This window comes from Lysobacter changpingensis (genome assembly GCF_017308985.1).
GTDB classification, from domain to species: Bacteria; Pseudomonadota; Gammaproteobacteria; order Xanthomonadales; family Xanthomonadaceae; genus Lysobacter_J; species Lysobacter_J changpingensis.
The window spans coordinates 1,175,421-1,191,113 of record NZ_JADWPE010000003.1; the positions used below are offsets into that span (position 1 = coordinate 1,175,421).

A 15,693-nucleotide genomic window follows, 5' to 3' on the forward strand; every position below is an offset into this window, starting at 1 on the left:
CGCCGGGCCGGCTCGCGCCCCTCCCCTAGCGCTTGACGGCCGGTTTCGTCGCGTTCGCCGTGCCGGCGGGCGGTGCGGGTTTCGCCGCTGCGGCAGGGCCGACCGGCGGCGCGCCGCCGCCGCCGAGGACGATCCGGTCCTTGTTCTTCTCCACCGTTTTCAGGCCGATGCCCGGCACCTGCGCAAGCTGGTCGGTGCTGCGGAACGGCCCGTTGGTCTTGCGATACGCGACGATCGCCTCGGCCTTGCTCGGGCCGATGTTGACCAGCACGCGGTCCAGCGTGGCCGCATCGGCGGTGTTGACGTTGACGGTCTCGGCAGCCATCGCCGTCCCGGTGAGGGCCAGCGACAGCAGCAGGGTCCGGGCGAACATGGCGAAGGACCGGACGGCGAGCGCCTTGGTCTGGAAGGATTTCATTGAGCGACTCCTTGGGCCCGCATGGGGCCCCGACGTGGATGAAGGTTTTCCTGCGTGGTTCCTGCCCGCCGGCGCGGTGCGTGGCGGCAGGCACAGTCTCCCCAGCCGGGCCGATCCGCCCCATCGGGCGATTCGCCAGCGAAGGCAAAGAAGGCCCCGCGACCGCGGGTAGGCGCGTTCCCAGCCGGTGTCGGAACACGCGGAGCGCGTGTCGGATCGTTCCGGGGCGACGGCGGCAGGTCCGGCGCAGTCGCACGTGGGCGTAAACTTGGCGTCCCCCGATACGAGGCGCAGCCGCCATGGACATCAGCAAGGTCGACCGCTACGTCGGCGACAAATGGGACGACGAGATCGTTCCCCAGCTCGTCGAGTACATCCGCATTCCCAACAAGTCCCCGATGTTCGACGCCGACTGGGTCAAGCACGGCTACATGGACGATGCGGTCAAGCTGATGGAAACCTGGGCGAAGGCCCAGCCGCTCCCCGGCATGCAGGTCGAGGTGGTGCGCCTGGAAGGCCGCACGCCGCTGATCTTCATCGACATCCCGGCAGCGAATGGCGGCAGCAACGACGATTGCGTGCTGCTGTACGGCCACCTCGACAAGCAGCCGGAAATGACCGGCTGGGATCCGGAATTCGGCCCGTGGAATCCGGTCATCAAGGGCGACCGCCTGTACGGTCGCGGCGGCGCCGATGACGGTTACGCGATCTTCGGTTCGCTCACCGCGGTGCTCGCGCTGCAGGAGCAGCAACTGCCGCATGCGCGCTGCGTGATCCTCATCGAAGCGTGCGAGGAGTCCGGCAGCTACGACCTCCCCGCGTACGTCGACCACCTCGCCGACCGCATCGGCAAGCCGTCGCTGGTGGTGTGCCTGGATTCGGGTTGCGGCAACTACGAGCAGCTGTGGTGCACGACCTCGCTGCGCGGCCTGGCCGGCGGCAATTTCACGGTGAAGGTGCTGGAGGAAGGCGTGCACTCGGGCGATGCGTCCGGCATCGTGCCGTCGAGCTTCCGCCTGCTGCGCCAGTTGCTCTCCCGCCTGGAGGACGAGAACACCGGCAAGATCCGCGTGGACGGCCTGTTCGCGGACATCCCCGCCGAGCGTCTTGCGCAGGCGCGCGAGGCGGCGAAGGTGCTCGACACGGCGGTGTTCGACAAGTTCCCGTTCCTGCCCGGCATGGCGCCGATGTTCAACGGCGATGGCGCGGACGACCTGGCCGAACTCGTGCTCAACCGCACCTGGCGTCCGGCGCTGTCGGTGACTGGCGTGGACGGCATGCCGGCGTTGGCGTCGGCCGGCAACGTGCTGCGTCCGCATACCTCGGTGAAGCTGTCGCTGCGCCTGCCGCCGACCCTGGACGGCAAAAAGGCCGGCGAACTGCTGCGCGAGGTGCTGACCAAGGATCCGCCGAACGGCGCGAAGGTGACGCTCGACCTGGAGAAGTCCTCGACCGGCTGGAACGCACCCGCGCAATCGCCGTGGCTGACCAGGGCGATCGATTCGGCGAGCCGCGAGTTCTTCGGCAAGCCGGCGATGTACATGGGCGAAGGCGGCTCGATCCCGTTCATGGGCATGCTCGGCGAGAAGTTCCCCGGCGCGCAGTTCATGATCACCGGCGTGCTCGGCCCGCACAGCAACGCGCACGGTCCGAACGAGTTCCTGCACATTCCGATGGGCAAGCGCGTGACCGCGTGCGTGTCGCGCGTGATCGCCGAACACCACCATGCGAGCCAGCGCGGCGAGACCAGCGGCGCTTCGGTCGCGCCGGACAGCGGCGATCGGCACGGCGGGCATGGGTGCTGCTGATCGCGGCGTGTGACTGACGTTTTGGGAGAGCCCCGCTTTGGCGGGGTTTTCTTTTTGTGCTGTTGCTTGTTGAGCCGCTCTTCCTTCGGGAGAGGGGTTGGGGTGAGGGGGCGTGCGTTGTAGTGATGCGGTCCGTGCTCGCGCGTTTCGTTGAGGACCGCAGCGATCTTCGTCCGCGCTACGGCGCTGCACTTCACCCTCCCCAACCGCAGCCATCGGGCACAGCCTGATGGCGTTCGTCGGGATGCGCGCCAGTGGCGCGCAAGCATCCCTCCTCACCCCTGCATTCGCAGGGGAGGGAGCGCCACCAGGTCCCGTCCGTCGGCACGACATCTTCGGGCTGCTGCCGCGCCGTTCGCCGCTGCTACGATGCGCCGGCACCCACCCCAAGGAGGACACCATGGGCAGTCTGCTCTACACGATCATCATCGGTGCGGTCATTGGTGTGCTGGCGCGGTTCTTCAAACCTGGAGCGGATCCGATGGGCTGGATCCTCACCATCGTGCTCGGCATCGTCGGCGCGTACATCGGCAGCCTGATCTACGCCGGTGGCGGCTTCATCGGATTCGTCGTCTCGATCCTGTGCGCCATCGTGCTGCTGTTCCTCTACGAAATCGTGCGCAGGAAGACGGTGCGAACGGCGTAGTCCCGGTTCCTTACGCACGAAAAAGAAAACCCCGGCTTTCGCCGGGGTTTTTTTCGTTGCGCGACCGATTGCTCCGACGTCATTCCGTCAGGAAATCGATCACCCGTTGCGCGAGTCGCTCGGCACTGTCCGACACCGTGTCGAGCGACAGCTCCGCGGCTTCCGGCACTTCGTACGGCGAATCGATACCGGTGAAGTTGCGCAACTGGCCGGCGCGCGCCTTCGCGTACAGACCCTTCACGTCACGCTTCTCGGCCACGGCCAGCGGCGTATCGACGAACACCTCGACGAACTCGCCCGGCGCGAACAGCTCGCGCGCCATGCGGCGTTCGGCGCGGAAGGGCGAGATGAAACTCACCAGCACGATCAGGCCTGCGTCGCTCATCAGTTTCGCGACTTCGGCGACGCGGCGGATGTTCTCCACGCGGTCCTCGTCGGTGAAGCCCAGGTCCTTGTTGAGCCCGTGGCGCACGTTGTCGCCGTCGAGGATGAAGGTGTGGTAGCCCAGCGCGTGCAGGCGTTTGTCGACGAGGTTGGCGATGGTCGACTTGCCCGAGCCCGACAGGCCCGTGAACCACAGCACGCGTGGCTGCTGCCCCTTGATGCGTGCACGCGCCACGCGATCCACGTCCAGATGCTGCCAGTGGATGTTGCCCGCGCGACGCAGCGCGAACTGCAACGTGCCGGCGGCGACGGTGGCATTCGTCTGCCGGTCGATGAGGATGAAACCGCCGAGCGTGCGGTTGTCCGCATACGCCTCGAACGGCACCGGCTGGTCGAGGTACAGATTGCAGAAGCCGACTTCGTTGAGTTCCAGGTGCTTCGCCGCGAGCGGCTCCTGCGTGTTCACGTCGGTCTTGTGCTTGATCTCGGTGACGCTGGCGCTGACGGTGCGCGTGCCGATCTTCAGCCAGTACGGACGGCCCGGCAGCAGCGGCTGCTCGCCCATCCACAGCAGGTGCGCCGCGAACTGGTCGGCGACCTGCGGCGGACGGTGCGCGTCGGCGATGACGTCGCCACGGCTCACGTCGAGTTCGTCGCGCAGGGTGAGCGTGATCGCCTGCCCTTCGCGCGCGACGTCGAGATCGCCATCGGCGGTGACGATGCGCGCCACGTGCGAACGACGGCCCGACGGCAACGCGACGATCTCGTCGCCCGGACGAATCCCGCCCGCCGCGACGGTGCCGGCGAAACCGCGGAAATCCTGGTTCGGCCGATTCACCCACTGCACCGGCAGGCGGAAGCCGACGTCCTGCGCGTCTCGCGAAACGTCCACGGTTTCCAGGTATTCGAGCACGCTCGGGCCGCCGTACCACGGCGTGCGCGCCGAACGCGCCATCAGGTTGTCGCCTTCCAGCGCGGACAGCGGCACGGCCTGCACGTGGTCGATGCCGAGCTTGTCGGCGAGTTCGCGATAACCTGCTTCGATCTCGTCGAACACCGCGCGATCGAAGCCGACCAGATCCATCTTGTTCACCGCCAGCAGCACATGGCGGATGCCGAGCAGCGACACGATGTAGCTGTGCCGCCGCGTCTGCGGCAGCAGGCCCTTGCGCGCGTCGACCAGCACCACCGCGACGTCCGCGGTCGATGCGCCGGTCGCCATGTTGCGCGTGTACTGCTCGTGGCCCGGGCAGTCGGCGACGATGAACTTGCGTTTTTCGGTGTTGAAGAAGCGGTACGCGACGTCGATCGTGATGCCCTGCTCGCGCTCGGCCGAGAGGCCGTCGAGCAGCAGCGCGTAGTCGATCGCCTCCCCCTGCGTGCCGTGGCGACGGCTGTCGGATTCCAGCGCGGCGAGCTGGTCGTCGAACAGCGCGCGGCTTTCGTACAGCAGGCGCCCGATGAGCGTGCTCTTGCCGTCGTCGACGCTGCCGCAGGTGATGAAGCGCAGCAGGCCGCGGGTTTCGTGCTGGGCAAGGTAGGCGGCGATCGTCGCGCCAGCGTCGTGTGCGCGCGTCATCAGAAATACCCCTCCTGCTTCTTCTTCTCCATCGACGCCGACGGATCGTGGTCGATCACGCGGCCCTGGCGCTCGGAGGTGGTGGAGACCAGCATCTCGGCGATGATCTTCTCCAGCGTGTCGGCGTCGGACTCGATCGCGCCGGTCAGCGGATAGCAGCCCAGCGTGCGGAAGCGCACCTGTTTCATCCGCGGCGATTCGCCCTCGCGCAGCGGCAGGCGTTCGTCGTCGACCATGATCAGCGCGCCATCGCGTTCGACCACCGGGCGCTGCGCGGCGAAATACAGCGACGGCACCGGAATTTTCTCACGGTAGATGTAGAGCCAGACGTCGAGTTCGGTCCAGTTCGACAGCGGGAACACGCGCACCGATTCGCCCTTGTGGATGCGCGTGTTGTACAGGCTCCAGAACTCCGGACGCTGGCTCTTCGGATCCCAGCGATGCTGCGCGTTGCGGAACGAGAAGATGCGTTCCTTCGCGCGCGATTTCTCCTCGTCGCGACGCGCGCCGCCGACGGCCGCATCGAAGCCGAACCTGTCGAGCGCCTGCTTCAGCGCCTGCGTCTTCATCACGTCGGTGTGCACGGTGGCGCCATGCGTGATCGGGCCGATGCCCTGCGCCACGCCCTCGGGATTGGTGTGCACGTGCAGCTGCACGCCGGTCTCGCTCGCACGCTGGTCGCGGAAGGCGATCATTTCGCGGAACTTCCAGCCGGTATCGACGTGCAGCAGCGGGATCGGGGGACGCGCCGGCGCGAACGCCTTCAGCAGCAGGTGCAGCAGCACCGAGCTGTCCTTGCCGATGGAATACAGCAGCACCGGATGGCGGAATTCGGCCGCGACCTCGCGCAGGATGTGGATGCTTTCCGCTTCGAGGCGGTCGAGATGGCTCAGGTCCAGGGGCAGCGTCATCGGATCTTGATCTTGCGGAATGGCCGAGGGTCCCATCGCCCGCGGCTAGTTGAGCACATTGTAGGAACGGCGGCGCTTGCCGGCGGAAATAAGCCACCGGCATGAGCGCATAACCCCTCATCCTTTCTGGTGGCGATGGCGCGGGCCTAGCCTGCGAGGGTCCCCTTCGTCCCGCCCAGTCCATGTCGGCCACCTCGACCAGCGTTTCCGCCGCGCTCGCCGCGCCCCTCACGGAGGACCGGCTGGCGGCGCTTGCGCGCGTCACCGACGGACTCGATACGAACGGCCTGTGGTGGCTGTCGGGTTACGCGGCAGGGCTGGCCTCGCGCGGCGTTGCGGGTGTGCAAACGGTTACAGCCCCCCTCGCCGACGCCACGCCGGCGGGTCGCCTCACGATCGTCTACGGCAGCCAGACCGGCAACGCCAGGCGCGTGGCCGAACGCCTCGCCCGCCAGAGCGAAGCCGCGGGCCTGCCCGTGCGGCTGCTGCGCGCCGATGCCTACCCCACGCGTGAGCTGAAGGACGAGCGCACGCTGTACCTTGTCATCAGCACGCAGGGCGACGGCGATCCGCCGGACGACGCGCGCGCACTGGTCGAATTCATCGCAGGCAAGCGCGCGCCCGAACTGAAACAACTTCGCTACGCGGTGCTGGGACTGGGCGATTCGAGCTACCCGCAGTTCTGCGCGATCGGCAACCGGCTCGATGCACGACTGGCCGAACTCGGCGCCACGCGCCTGCTGCCGCGCGCCGATGCCGACCTCGATCTGGACACCGTCGCCGAGCCCTGGCTCACGCAGGCGCTGGCGAAGGCGAAGGAATCGCTGAAGCCGGCCGCCCCGCTCGCCACGGTGACGCCGTTGCGTCCGCTCCAGGCGACGCCCGCGCACGGACGCGATGCGCCCTTCGCCGCCGAACTGCTCGCCAACCAGCGCCTCACCGCGCGCGGCAGCACGAAGGACGTGCGCCACGTCGAACTCTCTCTGGAAGGCTCCGGCCTGCATTACGAACCCGGCGACGCGCTGGGCCTGTGGCCGGTGAATCCGCCGGCGCTGGTCGAGGCGATCCTGCGTACGGCCGAGCTCGATGGCGACACCGTCGTCGAACACGGCGGCCAGAGCCGGCCGCTGCGGGACTGGCTGGGCGAGAAGCGCGAACTGACGAAGCTCGCGCGCCCGTTCGTCGCCAACCATGCCGCGCAATCGCGCAGCGAGGAACTCAACCGCCTGCTCGCGCCGGACCAGCAGCCCGCACTCGCCGCGCTGTTGAACGAAGCGCAGGTGCTGGACCTGCTGCGTCGCCATCCGGCGCACTGGAGCGCCGAGGAACTCGTTGCCGCGCTGCGCCCACTCACGCCGCGTCTGTATTCCATCGCGTCCAGCCAGAAGCACGTCGGCGACGAGGTGCACCTCACCGTCGCGCATGTCGAATACGACCATGGGGACGGCCTGCGCTGGGGCGCCGCGTCGAACCACTTCGCGCGCAGCGAGGAAGGCGCGCGTCTGCCGGTGTTCATCGAACACAACGAACGCTTCCGCCTGCCGGCCGATGCCGCGCGCGACGTGATCATGATCGGCCCCGGCACGGGCGTCGCGCCGTTCCGCGCATTCGTGCAGGAACGCGCCGCGACCGGCGCGGCGGGCCGCAACTGGCTGTTCTTCGGCAACCCGCATTTCCGCAGCGATTTCCTCTACCAGGTCGAATGGCAGCAGGCGTTGAAGGACGGCACGCTGCACCGCTTCGACCTCGCCTTCTCGCGCGACCAGGCGAACAAGATCTACGTGCAGGACCGTTTGCGCGAACGCGGTCGCGAACTCTTCGAATGGCTCGAAGGCGGCGCGCACCTGTACGTCTGCGGCGATGCGACACGCATGGCGAAGGACGTGCACGCGGCGCTGCGCGATGTCGTCGCCGAACGCGGCGGCAAGTCGGCGGAGGACGCCGAAGACTACCTCAACACCCTGCAGCAGCAGGGACGCTACGCCCGGGACGTGTACTGATGAGCAGCCATTCCGTCGAAGACATCAAGCAGCAAAGCGCGCGCCTGCGCGGCACGCTGCTGGAGTCGCTCGCCAATCCGGTCACCGGCGCGCTCGACGAGGACGACCAGACGCTGATCAAGTACCACGGCAGCTACCAGCAGGACGATCGCGACATCCGCGAGGAACGTCGCCTCGCGAAGCTGGAGCCGGCGTATGCGTTCATGATCCGCACGCGTACGCCTGGCGGCGTGGTCACGCCGGCGCAGTGGCTCAAGCTCGATGCGGTGGCGACGACGTTCGCCGAACGAGGCCTGCGCATCACCACGCGACAGGCGTTCCAGTTCCACGGCGTGATCAAGACCGAGCTGAAGGCGACCATGCAGGCGATCAACGCCGCGCTGATCGACACGCTCGCGGCCTGCGGCGACGTGAACCGCAACGTCGCGGTCGCGGCGAACCCGCTGCAGTCGCAACTGCATGCGCAGGTGCATGCGCAGGCGGCCGCGTTGTCCGAGTTCATGCTGCCGAACACGCGCGCGTACTACGAGATCTGGCTCGACGAGGAACGCGTCGCCGGCAGCGGCAGCGAGGACGAAGCCGTCTACGGCCCGACCTACCTGCCGCGCAAGTTCAAGATCGGCTTCGCGATCCCGCCGTACAACGACGTCGACGTGTTCGCGCAGGACCTGGGCTTCATCGCGATAGCCGATACCGACGGCCAGCTGCTCGGCTACAACGTCAGCGTCGGCGGCGGCATGGGCGCGACGCATGGCGATCCGGAGACGTATCCGCGCCTGGGCGACGTGATCGGCTTCGTCGCGCCGGACCAGCTGGCGCAGGTCGCCGTCGGCGTCGTCACGACGCAGCGCGATTTCGGCAACCGCGTGCTGCGCAAGCGCGCGCGGCTGAAGTACACCATCGACGACAACGGCCTGGACTGGTTCAAGGCCGAAGTCGAACGGCGCGCCGGCTTCGCGCTCTCCACGGCGCGTCCGTTCGACTTCGTCCACAACGGCGATCGCTTCGGCTGGGTCGAAGGCGCCGACGGTCGCGCGCACCTGACGTTGCGCATCGTCGCGGGCCGCATCTGGGATCGCGAAGGTCTCACCCATCTGACCGGTCTGCGCGAGATCGCGCGCGTGCTCGATGACGCCGACGCAGACGCGCAGTTCCGCCTCACGCCGAACCAGAACCTGGTGATCGCCGGCGTGCCCGCGGCACTGCGCGAGCGCGTGGATGCACTCGTCGCGCAGTACGGGCTGGACACGCACGTCGCCGCGACGCCGCTCAAGCGCAACGCGCTGGCCTGCGTCGCGCTGCCGACCTGCGGCCTGGCGATGGCCGAGGCCGAACGCTACCTCCCCGAGTTCACCGACAAGGTGCAGGCGCTGCTCGACACGCACGGCCTGCGCGATGCGCCGATCCACCTGCGCATCAGCGGCTGCCCGAACGGCTGCTCGCGCCCGTACCTGGGCGAGATCGCGCTGGTCGGCAAGGCGCCCGGTCGTTACAACCTGATGCTTGGCGCCGACCATCGCGGCCAGCGCCTGAACACCCTCTTCCGCGAGAACGTGGTCGAAGCGCAGATCCTCGACGCGCTCGATCCGGTGCTCGCGCGTTATGCAGGCGAGCGATACGCGGAAGAAGGCTTCGGCGATTTCCTCGTGCGCGCCGGCATCGTCGTTCCGCCGAAACCCGCCATTCCACTGCAGCTGCGCACCGAGAACGCCGCATGACTCCGCCCGATCCCATCACCGCCGCCGAATCGCCCCGCGCCCTGGCCGAGCTCAACGAGTGGCTCGGCGGGCTGAGCGCGCCCGATCGCATCGCCTGGGCGCTGGAACACACCGCCGGCGAGCACGCGCTGTCGTCGAGTTTCGGCGCGCAGGCGGCGGTGTCGCTGCACCTGGCGACGCAGCAGCGCGCGGACATTCCGGTGATCCTGATCGACACCGGCTACCTGTTCCCGGAAACCTACCGCTTCATCGACGAACTCACCGACCGGCTCGGCCTGAACCTGAAGGTGTACCGCCCGCAGATCGGCATCGCGTGGATGGAAGCGCGACTGGGCAAGCTGTGGGAGGGCGGGCTGGAAGGGATCGAGCGTTACAACCGCATGCGCAAGGTCGAACCGATGCAGCGCGCGCTCGACGAACTCGGCGTGCGCACGTGGATCGCCGGCCTGCGTCGCAGTCAGTCGCGCGGCCGCGCGGCGATCGACTTCCTGCAGCTGCGCGACGGCCGCTGGAAACTGCACCCGATCGCCGACTGGAGCGATCGCGACGTGTGGCAGTACCTGCAGCAGCACGATCTGCCGTACCACCCGCTGTGGCACCAGGGCTACGTGTCGATCGGCGACGTGCACACCACGCGCCGCCTCGAGCCCGGCATGAACGAGGAAGACACGCGTTTTTTCGGCCTCAAGCGTGAGTGCGGGCTGCATTTCGAGAGCGAACCCCACGCGGCCTGATCGCATCGCCGATGCGTGAACACGCGCCGCGGCAGGCGCGTGTTCCGACCGGTTTCCGACGCGTCCGCGCGCAGCATCGTGCGGATGCGATACGACGCGCTCGACTTCCTGCGATCCGTGGTCACCACCGTCCTGCTGGCCTGGTCGGTGTTCGCGGTGATGCGCTGGCAGCGACCGCTGATCGCGCGCGGCCACGGCTGGTGCTGGGTCGCGCTGGCCGGCGTCCTCTCGGTCGCGCAATGGCCGGTGAACGTGGCACTGCGCAATCCGATCAGCTGCCCGATCCTGGTGGCGCTGCTGTTCCTGATCTCGATGATCGGCCTGGCGCCGGACGATTCGGTGCTGACCTCCGCCGCGAGCGCGCAATCGCTGTGGTTCCGCCGCGGCGTGGCGTCGGCGGTGCTGGGCATGGCGGGCGGGATGGCGGCGTGGGTGATGTTGCTGTAGCGCAACGACGATCGCATCGGCCGCCAGCGCCACACCCCGGCGTCACGCCTGGTACGCCACCGCGATCAGGTCGTGATCGGCTGGCTCAACTCGCGCCACGACGGCGCCTGCGGCCATTGCGGCTCCAGGTTGCCTTCGAGCACACGGCGCAGGTCGCGACGATCCAGCTGCGGCGCGATCCCGTGCAGCAGCGCCAGTGCGTATTCGCGCAGCACGCGGGCGCGCGGGATCACCGCCCAGGTGATGCATTCCGGCAGCGCGTCCGGCGCGGGCAACGCGACCAGGTCTTCGTCGCGCGCGCCCACCGCCATCTCCGCGAGGATGCCGACGCCCAGGCCGGCGCGGACGTAGGTCTTGATGAGGTCGGCATCGCGCGCGGTCATCGCCAGTTGCGGCTCAAGGCCCGCTTCGACGAACGTGCGGCGCAGCGAGGATTCCGCGCGCGTGGACGACTCGTAGCTCACCAGCGGGTGCGAGGCCAGCTCCGCCAGCGTCGGCGCGCGCCTGAGCTTCGCCAGCGGATGCGGGCGCGGCACCAGCACCAGCCGGCGCCAGCGGTACAGCGGCACCGCGACGCCGCCATCGGGTTCGGCGCCCGCGGTGCTGATCACCGCGAGGTCGGCTTCGCCGCGCGCGAGCTGTTCGAGCACCTCGTCGCCCGCGACCGCCTGCAGGTGCATGCTCACCTGCGGGAATTCGCGCTTCACTGCGGCGATCGCCTCCGGCAGCACGAAGCGCGCCTGCGTGTGCGTGGTCGCCAGCACCAGCTGGCCGCTGTGCTGGCCGCGCTCGTTGGCGGCGTAGGCGCGGATGTTGCCGGCTTCCTCGAGGATGCGGCGCGCGTGCATCAGCACGCGTTCGCCTGCCGGTGCGACCGCTTCCAGACTGCGGCCCTTGCGCGTGAACAACTGGAATCCAAGCTCGTCCTCCAGCTGCTTGAGCTGCTTGGACAGGCCGGGCTGCGTGGCGTGCACGCGCTCGGCGGCCAGGGTGATGTTGAGGCCGGAATCGGCGATGGCGACGAGGTAGCGGAGCTGGACGAGGGTCATGTCGGGGCGTTTCGTGAAAGCGGCGGAATCGGGCCAGCCGGCGCTGGCGCGTGCAGGCGGGCGGTCGGTTTCAAGGCGTGCCGACAACACGTGGATCGACCGTGGGCCGCGTTCATGTATCGCTCAATACGAATAAAGGGATGAATAGAAGCTACCCCGCCCGGCGGACCGTGTCCAGCCGGCGCGTCGCCGGGAGCGGGTCATTCCGAAACGGCATGTCCGCAGGCGGCGGCGTCATTTCCGCACGCCGGGGTGCATGCGTAGCGTCACGGTACCGCCCCTTCCTGCCGGCTTCGAGTTCATGGCCAGTCCGCTGTTTCCTGTTTTTGCCGACCTTCGCGACCGCGAGGTGCTCGTCGTCGGCGGAGGCACGGTGGCGCTGCGCAAGACGATCGCGTTGCGCGAGGCCGGTGCGGCGGTTCGCGTCGGCGCGCCGGTGCTGAACGCGGAACTCTCGGCGATGGCCTCGCGCGGCGAGATCCACCACCTGCCCGGCCATTTCGCGCCGCACTGGCTCGATGGCGCGTGGTTCGTCGTCGCCGCGACGGACGACGACGCCGTCAATCGCGCGGTCGCCGACGAAGGCCAGGCGCGCCGCATCTGGGTGAACGTGGTCGACGACGCGCGGGCGTCCAGCGTGCAGATTCCCGCGCGCGTCGACCGCGGTCCGTTGCAGGTCGCGATTTCCAGCGGCGGCGCGGCGCCGATGCTCGCGCGCCACGTCCGCGAGATGCTCGAGACCGCACTGGACGCCTCGCTCGGCCAGCTCGCCGAACTGCTCGGGCGCGAGCGCGGCCGTATCCGCGCGCGCTTCCCGCAGCTCGGCGCGCGAAGGAAATTCTTCGAACGCCTGCTGCGCGGCCCCGTTCCCGCGCTGCTGTGCAGGCGCCAGCACCTCGCGGCCGAGCGCGAGTTCATCGCGCAACTGCATGCCGAAACCTCGGCGCCGCACGGCTCGGTCGCGCTCGTCGGCGCGGGGCCCGGCGATCCGGGACTGCTCACGCTGCGCGCGTTGCGCGTGCTCAACGAAGCCGACGTGATCCTGCACGATCGCCTGGTCAGCGACGAGGTCCTGCAACTCGTGCGCCGCGACGCGCAGCGCATCGAGGTCGGAAAGCAGGCCGGCAACCATCACGCGACGCAGGCGCAGATCCACGCGCTGATGCTCGAACACGCCCGCGCCGGCAAGCGCGTGGTGCGGCTGAAGGGCGGCGATCCGTTCGTGTTCGGCCGCGGCGGCGAGGAACTCGAAGTGCTGCGCGCGGCGGGCATCGACTTCGAAGTCGTGCCCGGCATCACCGCGGCGCTCGCCTGCGCCGCGTATGCCGGGGTTCCGCTCACGCATCGCGATCACGCGCAGTCGGTCCGCTTCGTCACCGCGCACCACAAGGAGCCGCACGACGGCGGCGATGCAGGCGAGCCGGACTGGCGCGCGCTCGCGCTGGAGCGGCAGACGCTCGCCGTCTACATGGGCGTGGCCGGACTCGAACGTTTCAGCACGCGCCTGATCGAACACGGCCGCGCGGCATCGACGCCGTTCGCCATCGTCGAGAACGGCTCACGCGCGAACCAGCGGGTGATCGTCGGCGCGCTGTCGGAACTGGCGCAGCGCGCGCGCGAACACGACGTGCAATCGCCGGCGCTGCTGATCGTCGGCGAAGTCGCGTCGCTGGCCGGATCGCTGCACTGGTACGGCGCGCCGCCGCTGCGCGACGCGTCCGCCGTCGCCGAGGCCGCGTGAACGCATTCCGGCACGGATCGTCCGTGCGACCACACCGAACGTCCCCTTGAACGAGAGACAACGCCATGGCCCTCCACGACAGCATCCTCGACACCATCGGCAGCACGCCCATCGTGAAGCTGCACCGCATCGCGCCGAAACACGTGACGCTTTACGCGAAGGTCGAGTCGTTCAATCCCGGCGGCTCGGTGAAGGACCGCCTCGCGCTCGCGATCGTGCTCGATGCCGAACGCAAGGGCCTGCTCAAGCCGGGCCAGACGATCGTGGAAGCGACCTCGGGCAACACCGGCATCGCGCTGGCGATGGTCGCGGCGGCGCGCGGGTATCCGTTCGTCGCGGTGATGACCGAAACCTTTTCGGTCGAGCGCCGCAAGCTGATGCGCGCGTACGGCGCGAAGGTGATCCTCACGCCCGCAGCCGAACGCGGCACCGGCATGGTGCGCCGCGCGAAGGAACTGGCGGACAAGCACGGCTGGTTCCTCGCGCGCCAGTTCGAGAACGAAGCGAACCCGGCGTATCACCGCAGCACCACCGGCCCGGAAATCCTGCGCGATTTCGCCGGCAAGCGGCTGGACTATTTCGTCAGCGGCTGGGGTACCGGCGGCACGATCACCGGCGCCGGCGAAGTGCTCAAGCTCGCGCGACCGGACCTGAAGGTGATCGCCAGCGAACCGGCCGGTGCCGCGCTGCTGTCGGGCAAGGAATGGCAGCCGCACAAGATCCAGGGCTGGACCCCGGACTTCCTGCCGGCCGTGCTCAGCCGCACCGTCGCCGACGAGGTGCTGCCGGTCGATGACGTGCTCGCGCGCGATACCGCGCGTCGCCTCGCATCGGAAGAAGGGCTGTTCGTCGGCATCTCCGCCGGCGCGACGGTCGCCGCCGCGCTGAAGGTCGCCGAGAGCGCGCCGGAAGGTTCGGTGCTGCTGGCCGTGCTGCCGGACACCGGCGAGCGGTATCTGTCGACGTTCCTATTCGAGGGCGTGGCCGAGGGCTCGGACGACGAATGGCTGGCATCGCTGGAGCGCGACGCGGTCGCGGCGTGAGGCGACGGCGCTCGCGCGCGAAGAACGCGTGAGCGTCGGACCCATCGGAGCGTCGTCCCGCAGAAAGCCGGGCCCTCCGCCATGGCGTGATCGCCATGCATTCCACCGTGCACGCCCCGCGGGCTAACCTGTGCGCCGCGGCCCTTGCCGCACGGAGCCTGCATGACGGTCGTACCCGGTTCGAATCCGCTTCCTGTCCACGACGCCGCCGAGCGCGAAGCCGCGCGCCTGGCCTGGGCGCGCGCCGCCACGGACGATCCCGCCCTGGAACCGGTGCGCGCGTCGATCGACGCGGGCCATCGCAGTTACTGGCGCGTGCTGACCTCCGGCGGCAGCCGCATCGTGATGGACTCGCCGCCGCAGCTGGAGGACGTGCGTCCGTGGCTGCGCATGCGCGCGCTGCTGGAAAGCGGCGGCGTGCGCGTGCCGCAGGTGCTGGTCGAGGACGTGGCGAACGGCTTCCTGCTGCTGGAAGACCTGGGCGGGCCGACGCTCGCGCAGGTGATCGGCGACGACACCGCCGACGCGCATTTCGACGCCGCCATCGAACAGCTGCTGCGCCTGCAGGCGATCCAGCCGCCGCTGGGCACGGGCGAGTTCGGCGAAGCGCTGCTGCAGCGCGATGCGGGGTTGTTCGAGGACTGGTTCCTGCGACGTCACCTCGGGCTGGAACTCGACTGCGACGACTACGACCGCCTCGAACTCGTGCAGCGCCGGCTGATGGACAACGCGCTGCGGCAGGCGCGCGTGCTCACGCATCGCGACTTCATGCCGCGCAACCTGATGCCCGTCGAAGGCGGGCCGGCGGTGCTGGATTTCCAGGACTGCGTGTGGGGCCCGGTCGCCTACGATCCGGTGAGCCTGTTCAAGGACGCGTTCCTGAGCTGGCCGCTGGAGCGCGTGGACGAATGGCTGGCGCGTTACCACGAACGCGCCGTGGCCGCGCGCATTCCCGTGCCGCCGCTGCCGGTGTTCCAGCGCGACGCGGACTGGCTCGGCGTGCAGCGGCACCTGAAGATCCTCGGCATCTTCGCGCGCCTGCATTACCGCGACGGCAAGAGCCGCTACCTGCCCGACGCGCCGCGTTTCATCCGCTACCTCGACGAAGTGCTGCCCCGTTATCGCGAACTCACGGCGCTGCGCGAAGTGCTGGACGTGCGCATCCGTCCGGCGATGGAACGCGTCGCCCTGCCTTCGCCCTGACAGGCCTGTTCC

The 15,693-nt window shown here is 68.9% G+C and carries 13 protein-coding genes; 9 read left to right on the forward strand and 4 right to left on the reverse strand.

What is annotated here, in order from left to right:
- Window positions 1-25: 25 nt before the first annotated feature.
- Window positions 26-418: a ComEA family DNA-binding protein gene (locus I4U41_RS12410; RefSeq protein ID WP_242525134.1), complete on the reverse strand. Its 393-nt coding sequence runs from the start codon at window positions 416-418 to the stop codon at window positions 26-28.
- Window positions 419-717: 299 nt separating this feature from the next.
- Here I4U41_RS12410 and I4U41_RS12415 point away from each other — a divergent pair, with 299 nt between their 5' ends.
- The gene (locus tag I4U41_RS12415) at window positions 718-2,226 is read left to right on the forward strand and encodes a M20 family metallopeptidase (protein WP_206861399.1); all 1,509 of its coding nucleotides are present in this window, start codon (window positions 718-720) and stop codon (window positions 2,224-2,226) included.
- Between the two features lie 400 nt (window positions 2,227-2,626).
- On the forward strand, window positions 2,627-2,872 hold the full coding sequence (locus tag I4U41_RS12420) for a GlsB/YeaQ/YmgE family stress response membrane protein (RefSeq protein ID WP_206861400.1): 246 nt from the start codon (window positions 2,627-2,629) through the stop codon (window positions 2,870-2,872).
- Window positions 2,873-2,951: 79 nt separating this feature from the next.
- Here I4U41_RS12420 and cysN read toward each other — a convergent pair whose 3' ends face one another.
- Both cysN and cysD read right to left on the reverse strand, forming a co-directional pair.
- Window positions 2,952-4,835 carry a sulfate adenylyltransferase subunit CysN gene (gene cysN / locus I4U41_RS12425; RefSeq protein ID WP_206861401.1) on the reverse strand — a complete coding sequence of 628 codons (1,884 nt, stop codon included), beginning with the start codon at window positions 4,833-4,835 and terminating at the stop codon, window positions 2,952-2,954.
- Entirely contained in the window at window positions 4,835-5,746 is a 912-nt protein-coding gene (gene cysD / locus I4U41_RS12430) for a sulfate adenylyltransferase subunit CysD (protein WP_206861402.1), read from the reverse strand. Before cysD ends, cysN begins: the two co-directional genes overlap by 1 nt.
- A 182-nt stretch (window positions 5,747-5,928) precedes the next feature.
- Here cysD and I4U41_RS12435 point away from each other — a divergent pair, with 182 nt between their 5' ends.
- The 4 genes from I4U41_RS12435 (at window position 5,929) to I4U41_RS12450 (ending at window position 10,645) form a co-directional block, all read left to right on the forward strand.
- A complete protein-coding gene (locus I4U41_RS12435; protein WP_206861403.1) occupies window positions 5,929-7,746 on the forward strand; it encodes an assimilatory sulfite reductase (NADPH) flavoprotein subunit in 1,818 nt (605 codons plus the stop codon).
- Complete coding sequence (cysI, locus tag I4U41_RS12440; RefSeq protein ID WP_206861404.1) at window positions 7,746-9,464, forward strand: assimilatory sulfite reductase (NADPH) hemoprotein subunit; 1,719 nt, start codon at window positions 7,746-7,748, stop codon at window positions 9,462-9,464. Before I4U41_RS12435 ends, cysI begins: the two co-directional genes overlap by 1 nt.
- Window positions 9,461-10,198: a phosphoadenylyl-sulfate reductase gene (locus tag I4U41_RS12445; RefSeq protein WP_206861405.1), complete on the forward strand. Its 738-nt coding sequence runs from the start codon at window positions 9,461-9,463 to the stop codon at window positions 10,196-10,198. Before cysI ends, I4U41_RS12445 begins: the two co-directional genes overlap by 4 nt.
- Window positions 10,199-10,282: 84 nt before the next feature.
- A complete protein-coding gene (locus tag I4U41_RS12450) occupies window positions 10,283-10,645 on the forward strand; it encodes a hypothetical protein (RefSeq protein ID WP_206861406.1) in 363 nt (120 codons plus the stop codon).
- Window positions 10,646-10,710: 65 nt separating this feature from the next.
- Here the strand turns inward: I4U41_RS12450 and I4U41_RS12455 are convergent, their stop codons facing one another.
- Window positions 10,711-11,694 carry a LysR family transcriptional regulator gene (locus tag I4U41_RS12455; RefSeq protein ID WP_206861407.1) on the reverse strand — a complete coding sequence of 328 codons (984 nt, stop codon included), beginning with the start codon at window positions 11,692-11,694 and terminating at the stop codon, window positions 10,711-10,713.
- Window positions 11,695-11,995: 301 nt separating this feature from the next.
- Between I4U41_RS12455 and cysG the strand changes: the two genes are divergently transcribed.
- The 3 genes from cysG (at window position 11,996) to I4U41_RS12470 (ending at window position 15,681) form a co-directional block, all read left to right on the forward strand.
- Entirely contained in the window at window positions 11,996-13,435 is a 1,440-nt protein-coding gene (cysG, locus tag I4U41_RS12460; protein ID WP_206861408.1) for a siroheme synthase CysG, read from the forward strand.
- A 65-nt stretch (window positions 13,436-13,500) separates the two neighbouring features.
- Window positions 13,501-14,478, forward strand: a complete 978-nt coding sequence (cysK, locus tag I4U41_RS12465) for a cysteine synthase A (RefSeq protein WP_206861409.1) — start codon at window positions 13,501-13,503, stop codon at window positions 14,476-14,478.
- Between the two features lie 162 nt (window positions 14,479-14,640).
- A complete protein-coding gene (locus I4U41_RS12470; protein ID WP_206861410.1) occupies window positions 14,641-15,681 on the forward strand; it encodes an aminoglycoside phosphotransferase family protein in 1,041 nt (346 codons plus the stop codon).
- Window positions 15,682-15,693: the final 12 nt, after the last annotated feature.

Coding starts and splice junctions, on each gene's coding strand:
- I4U41_RS12410 (WP_242525134.1), bottom strand. CDS start 418: ATGAAATCCTTCCAGACCAAGGCGCTCGCCGTCCGGTCCTTCGCCATG.
- I4U41_RS12415 (WP_206861399.1), top strand. CDS start 718: ATGGACATCAGCAAGGTCGACCGCTACGTCGGCGACAAATGGGACGAC.
- I4U41_RS12420 (WP_206861400.1), top strand. CDS start 2,627: ATGGGCAGTCTGCTCTACACGATCATCATCGGTGCGGTCATTGGTGTG.
- cysN (WP_206861401.1), bottom strand. CDS start 4,835: ATGACGCGCGCACACGACGCTGGCGCGACGATCGCCGCCTACCTTGCC.
- cysD (WP_206861402.1), bottom strand. CDS start 5,746: ATGACGCTGCCCCTGGACCTGAGCCATCTCGACCGCCTCGAAGCGGAA.
- I4U41_RS12435 (WP_206861403.1), top strand. CDS start 5,929: ATGTCGGCCACCTCGACCAGCGTTTCCGCCGCGCTCGCCGCGCCCCTC.
- cysI (WP_206861404.1), top strand. CDS start 7,746: ATGAGCAGCCATTCCGTCGAAGACATCAAGCAGCAAAGCGCGCGCCTG.
- I4U41_RS12445 (WP_206861405.1), top strand. CDS start 9,461: ATGACTCCGCCCGATCCCATCACCGCCGCCGAATCGCCCCGCGCCCTG.
- I4U41_RS12450 (WP_206861406.1), top strand. CDS start 10,283: ATGCGATACGACGCGCTCGACTTCCTGCGATCCGTGGTCACCACCGTC.
- I4U41_RS12455 (WP_206861407.1), bottom strand. CDS start 11,694: ATGACCCTCGTCCAGCTCCGCTACCTCGTCGCCATCGCCGATTCCGGC.
- cysG (WP_206861408.1), top strand. CDS start 11,996: ATGGCCAGTCCGCTGTTTCCTGTTTTTGCCGACCTTCGCGACCGCGAG.
- cysK (WP_206861409.1), top strand. CDS start 13,501: ATGGCCCTCCACGACAGCATCCTCGACACCATCGGCAGCACGCCCATC.
- I4U41_RS12470 (WP_206861410.1), top strand. CDS start 14,641: ATGACGGTCGTACCCGGTTCGAATCCGCTTCCTGTCCACGACGCCGCC.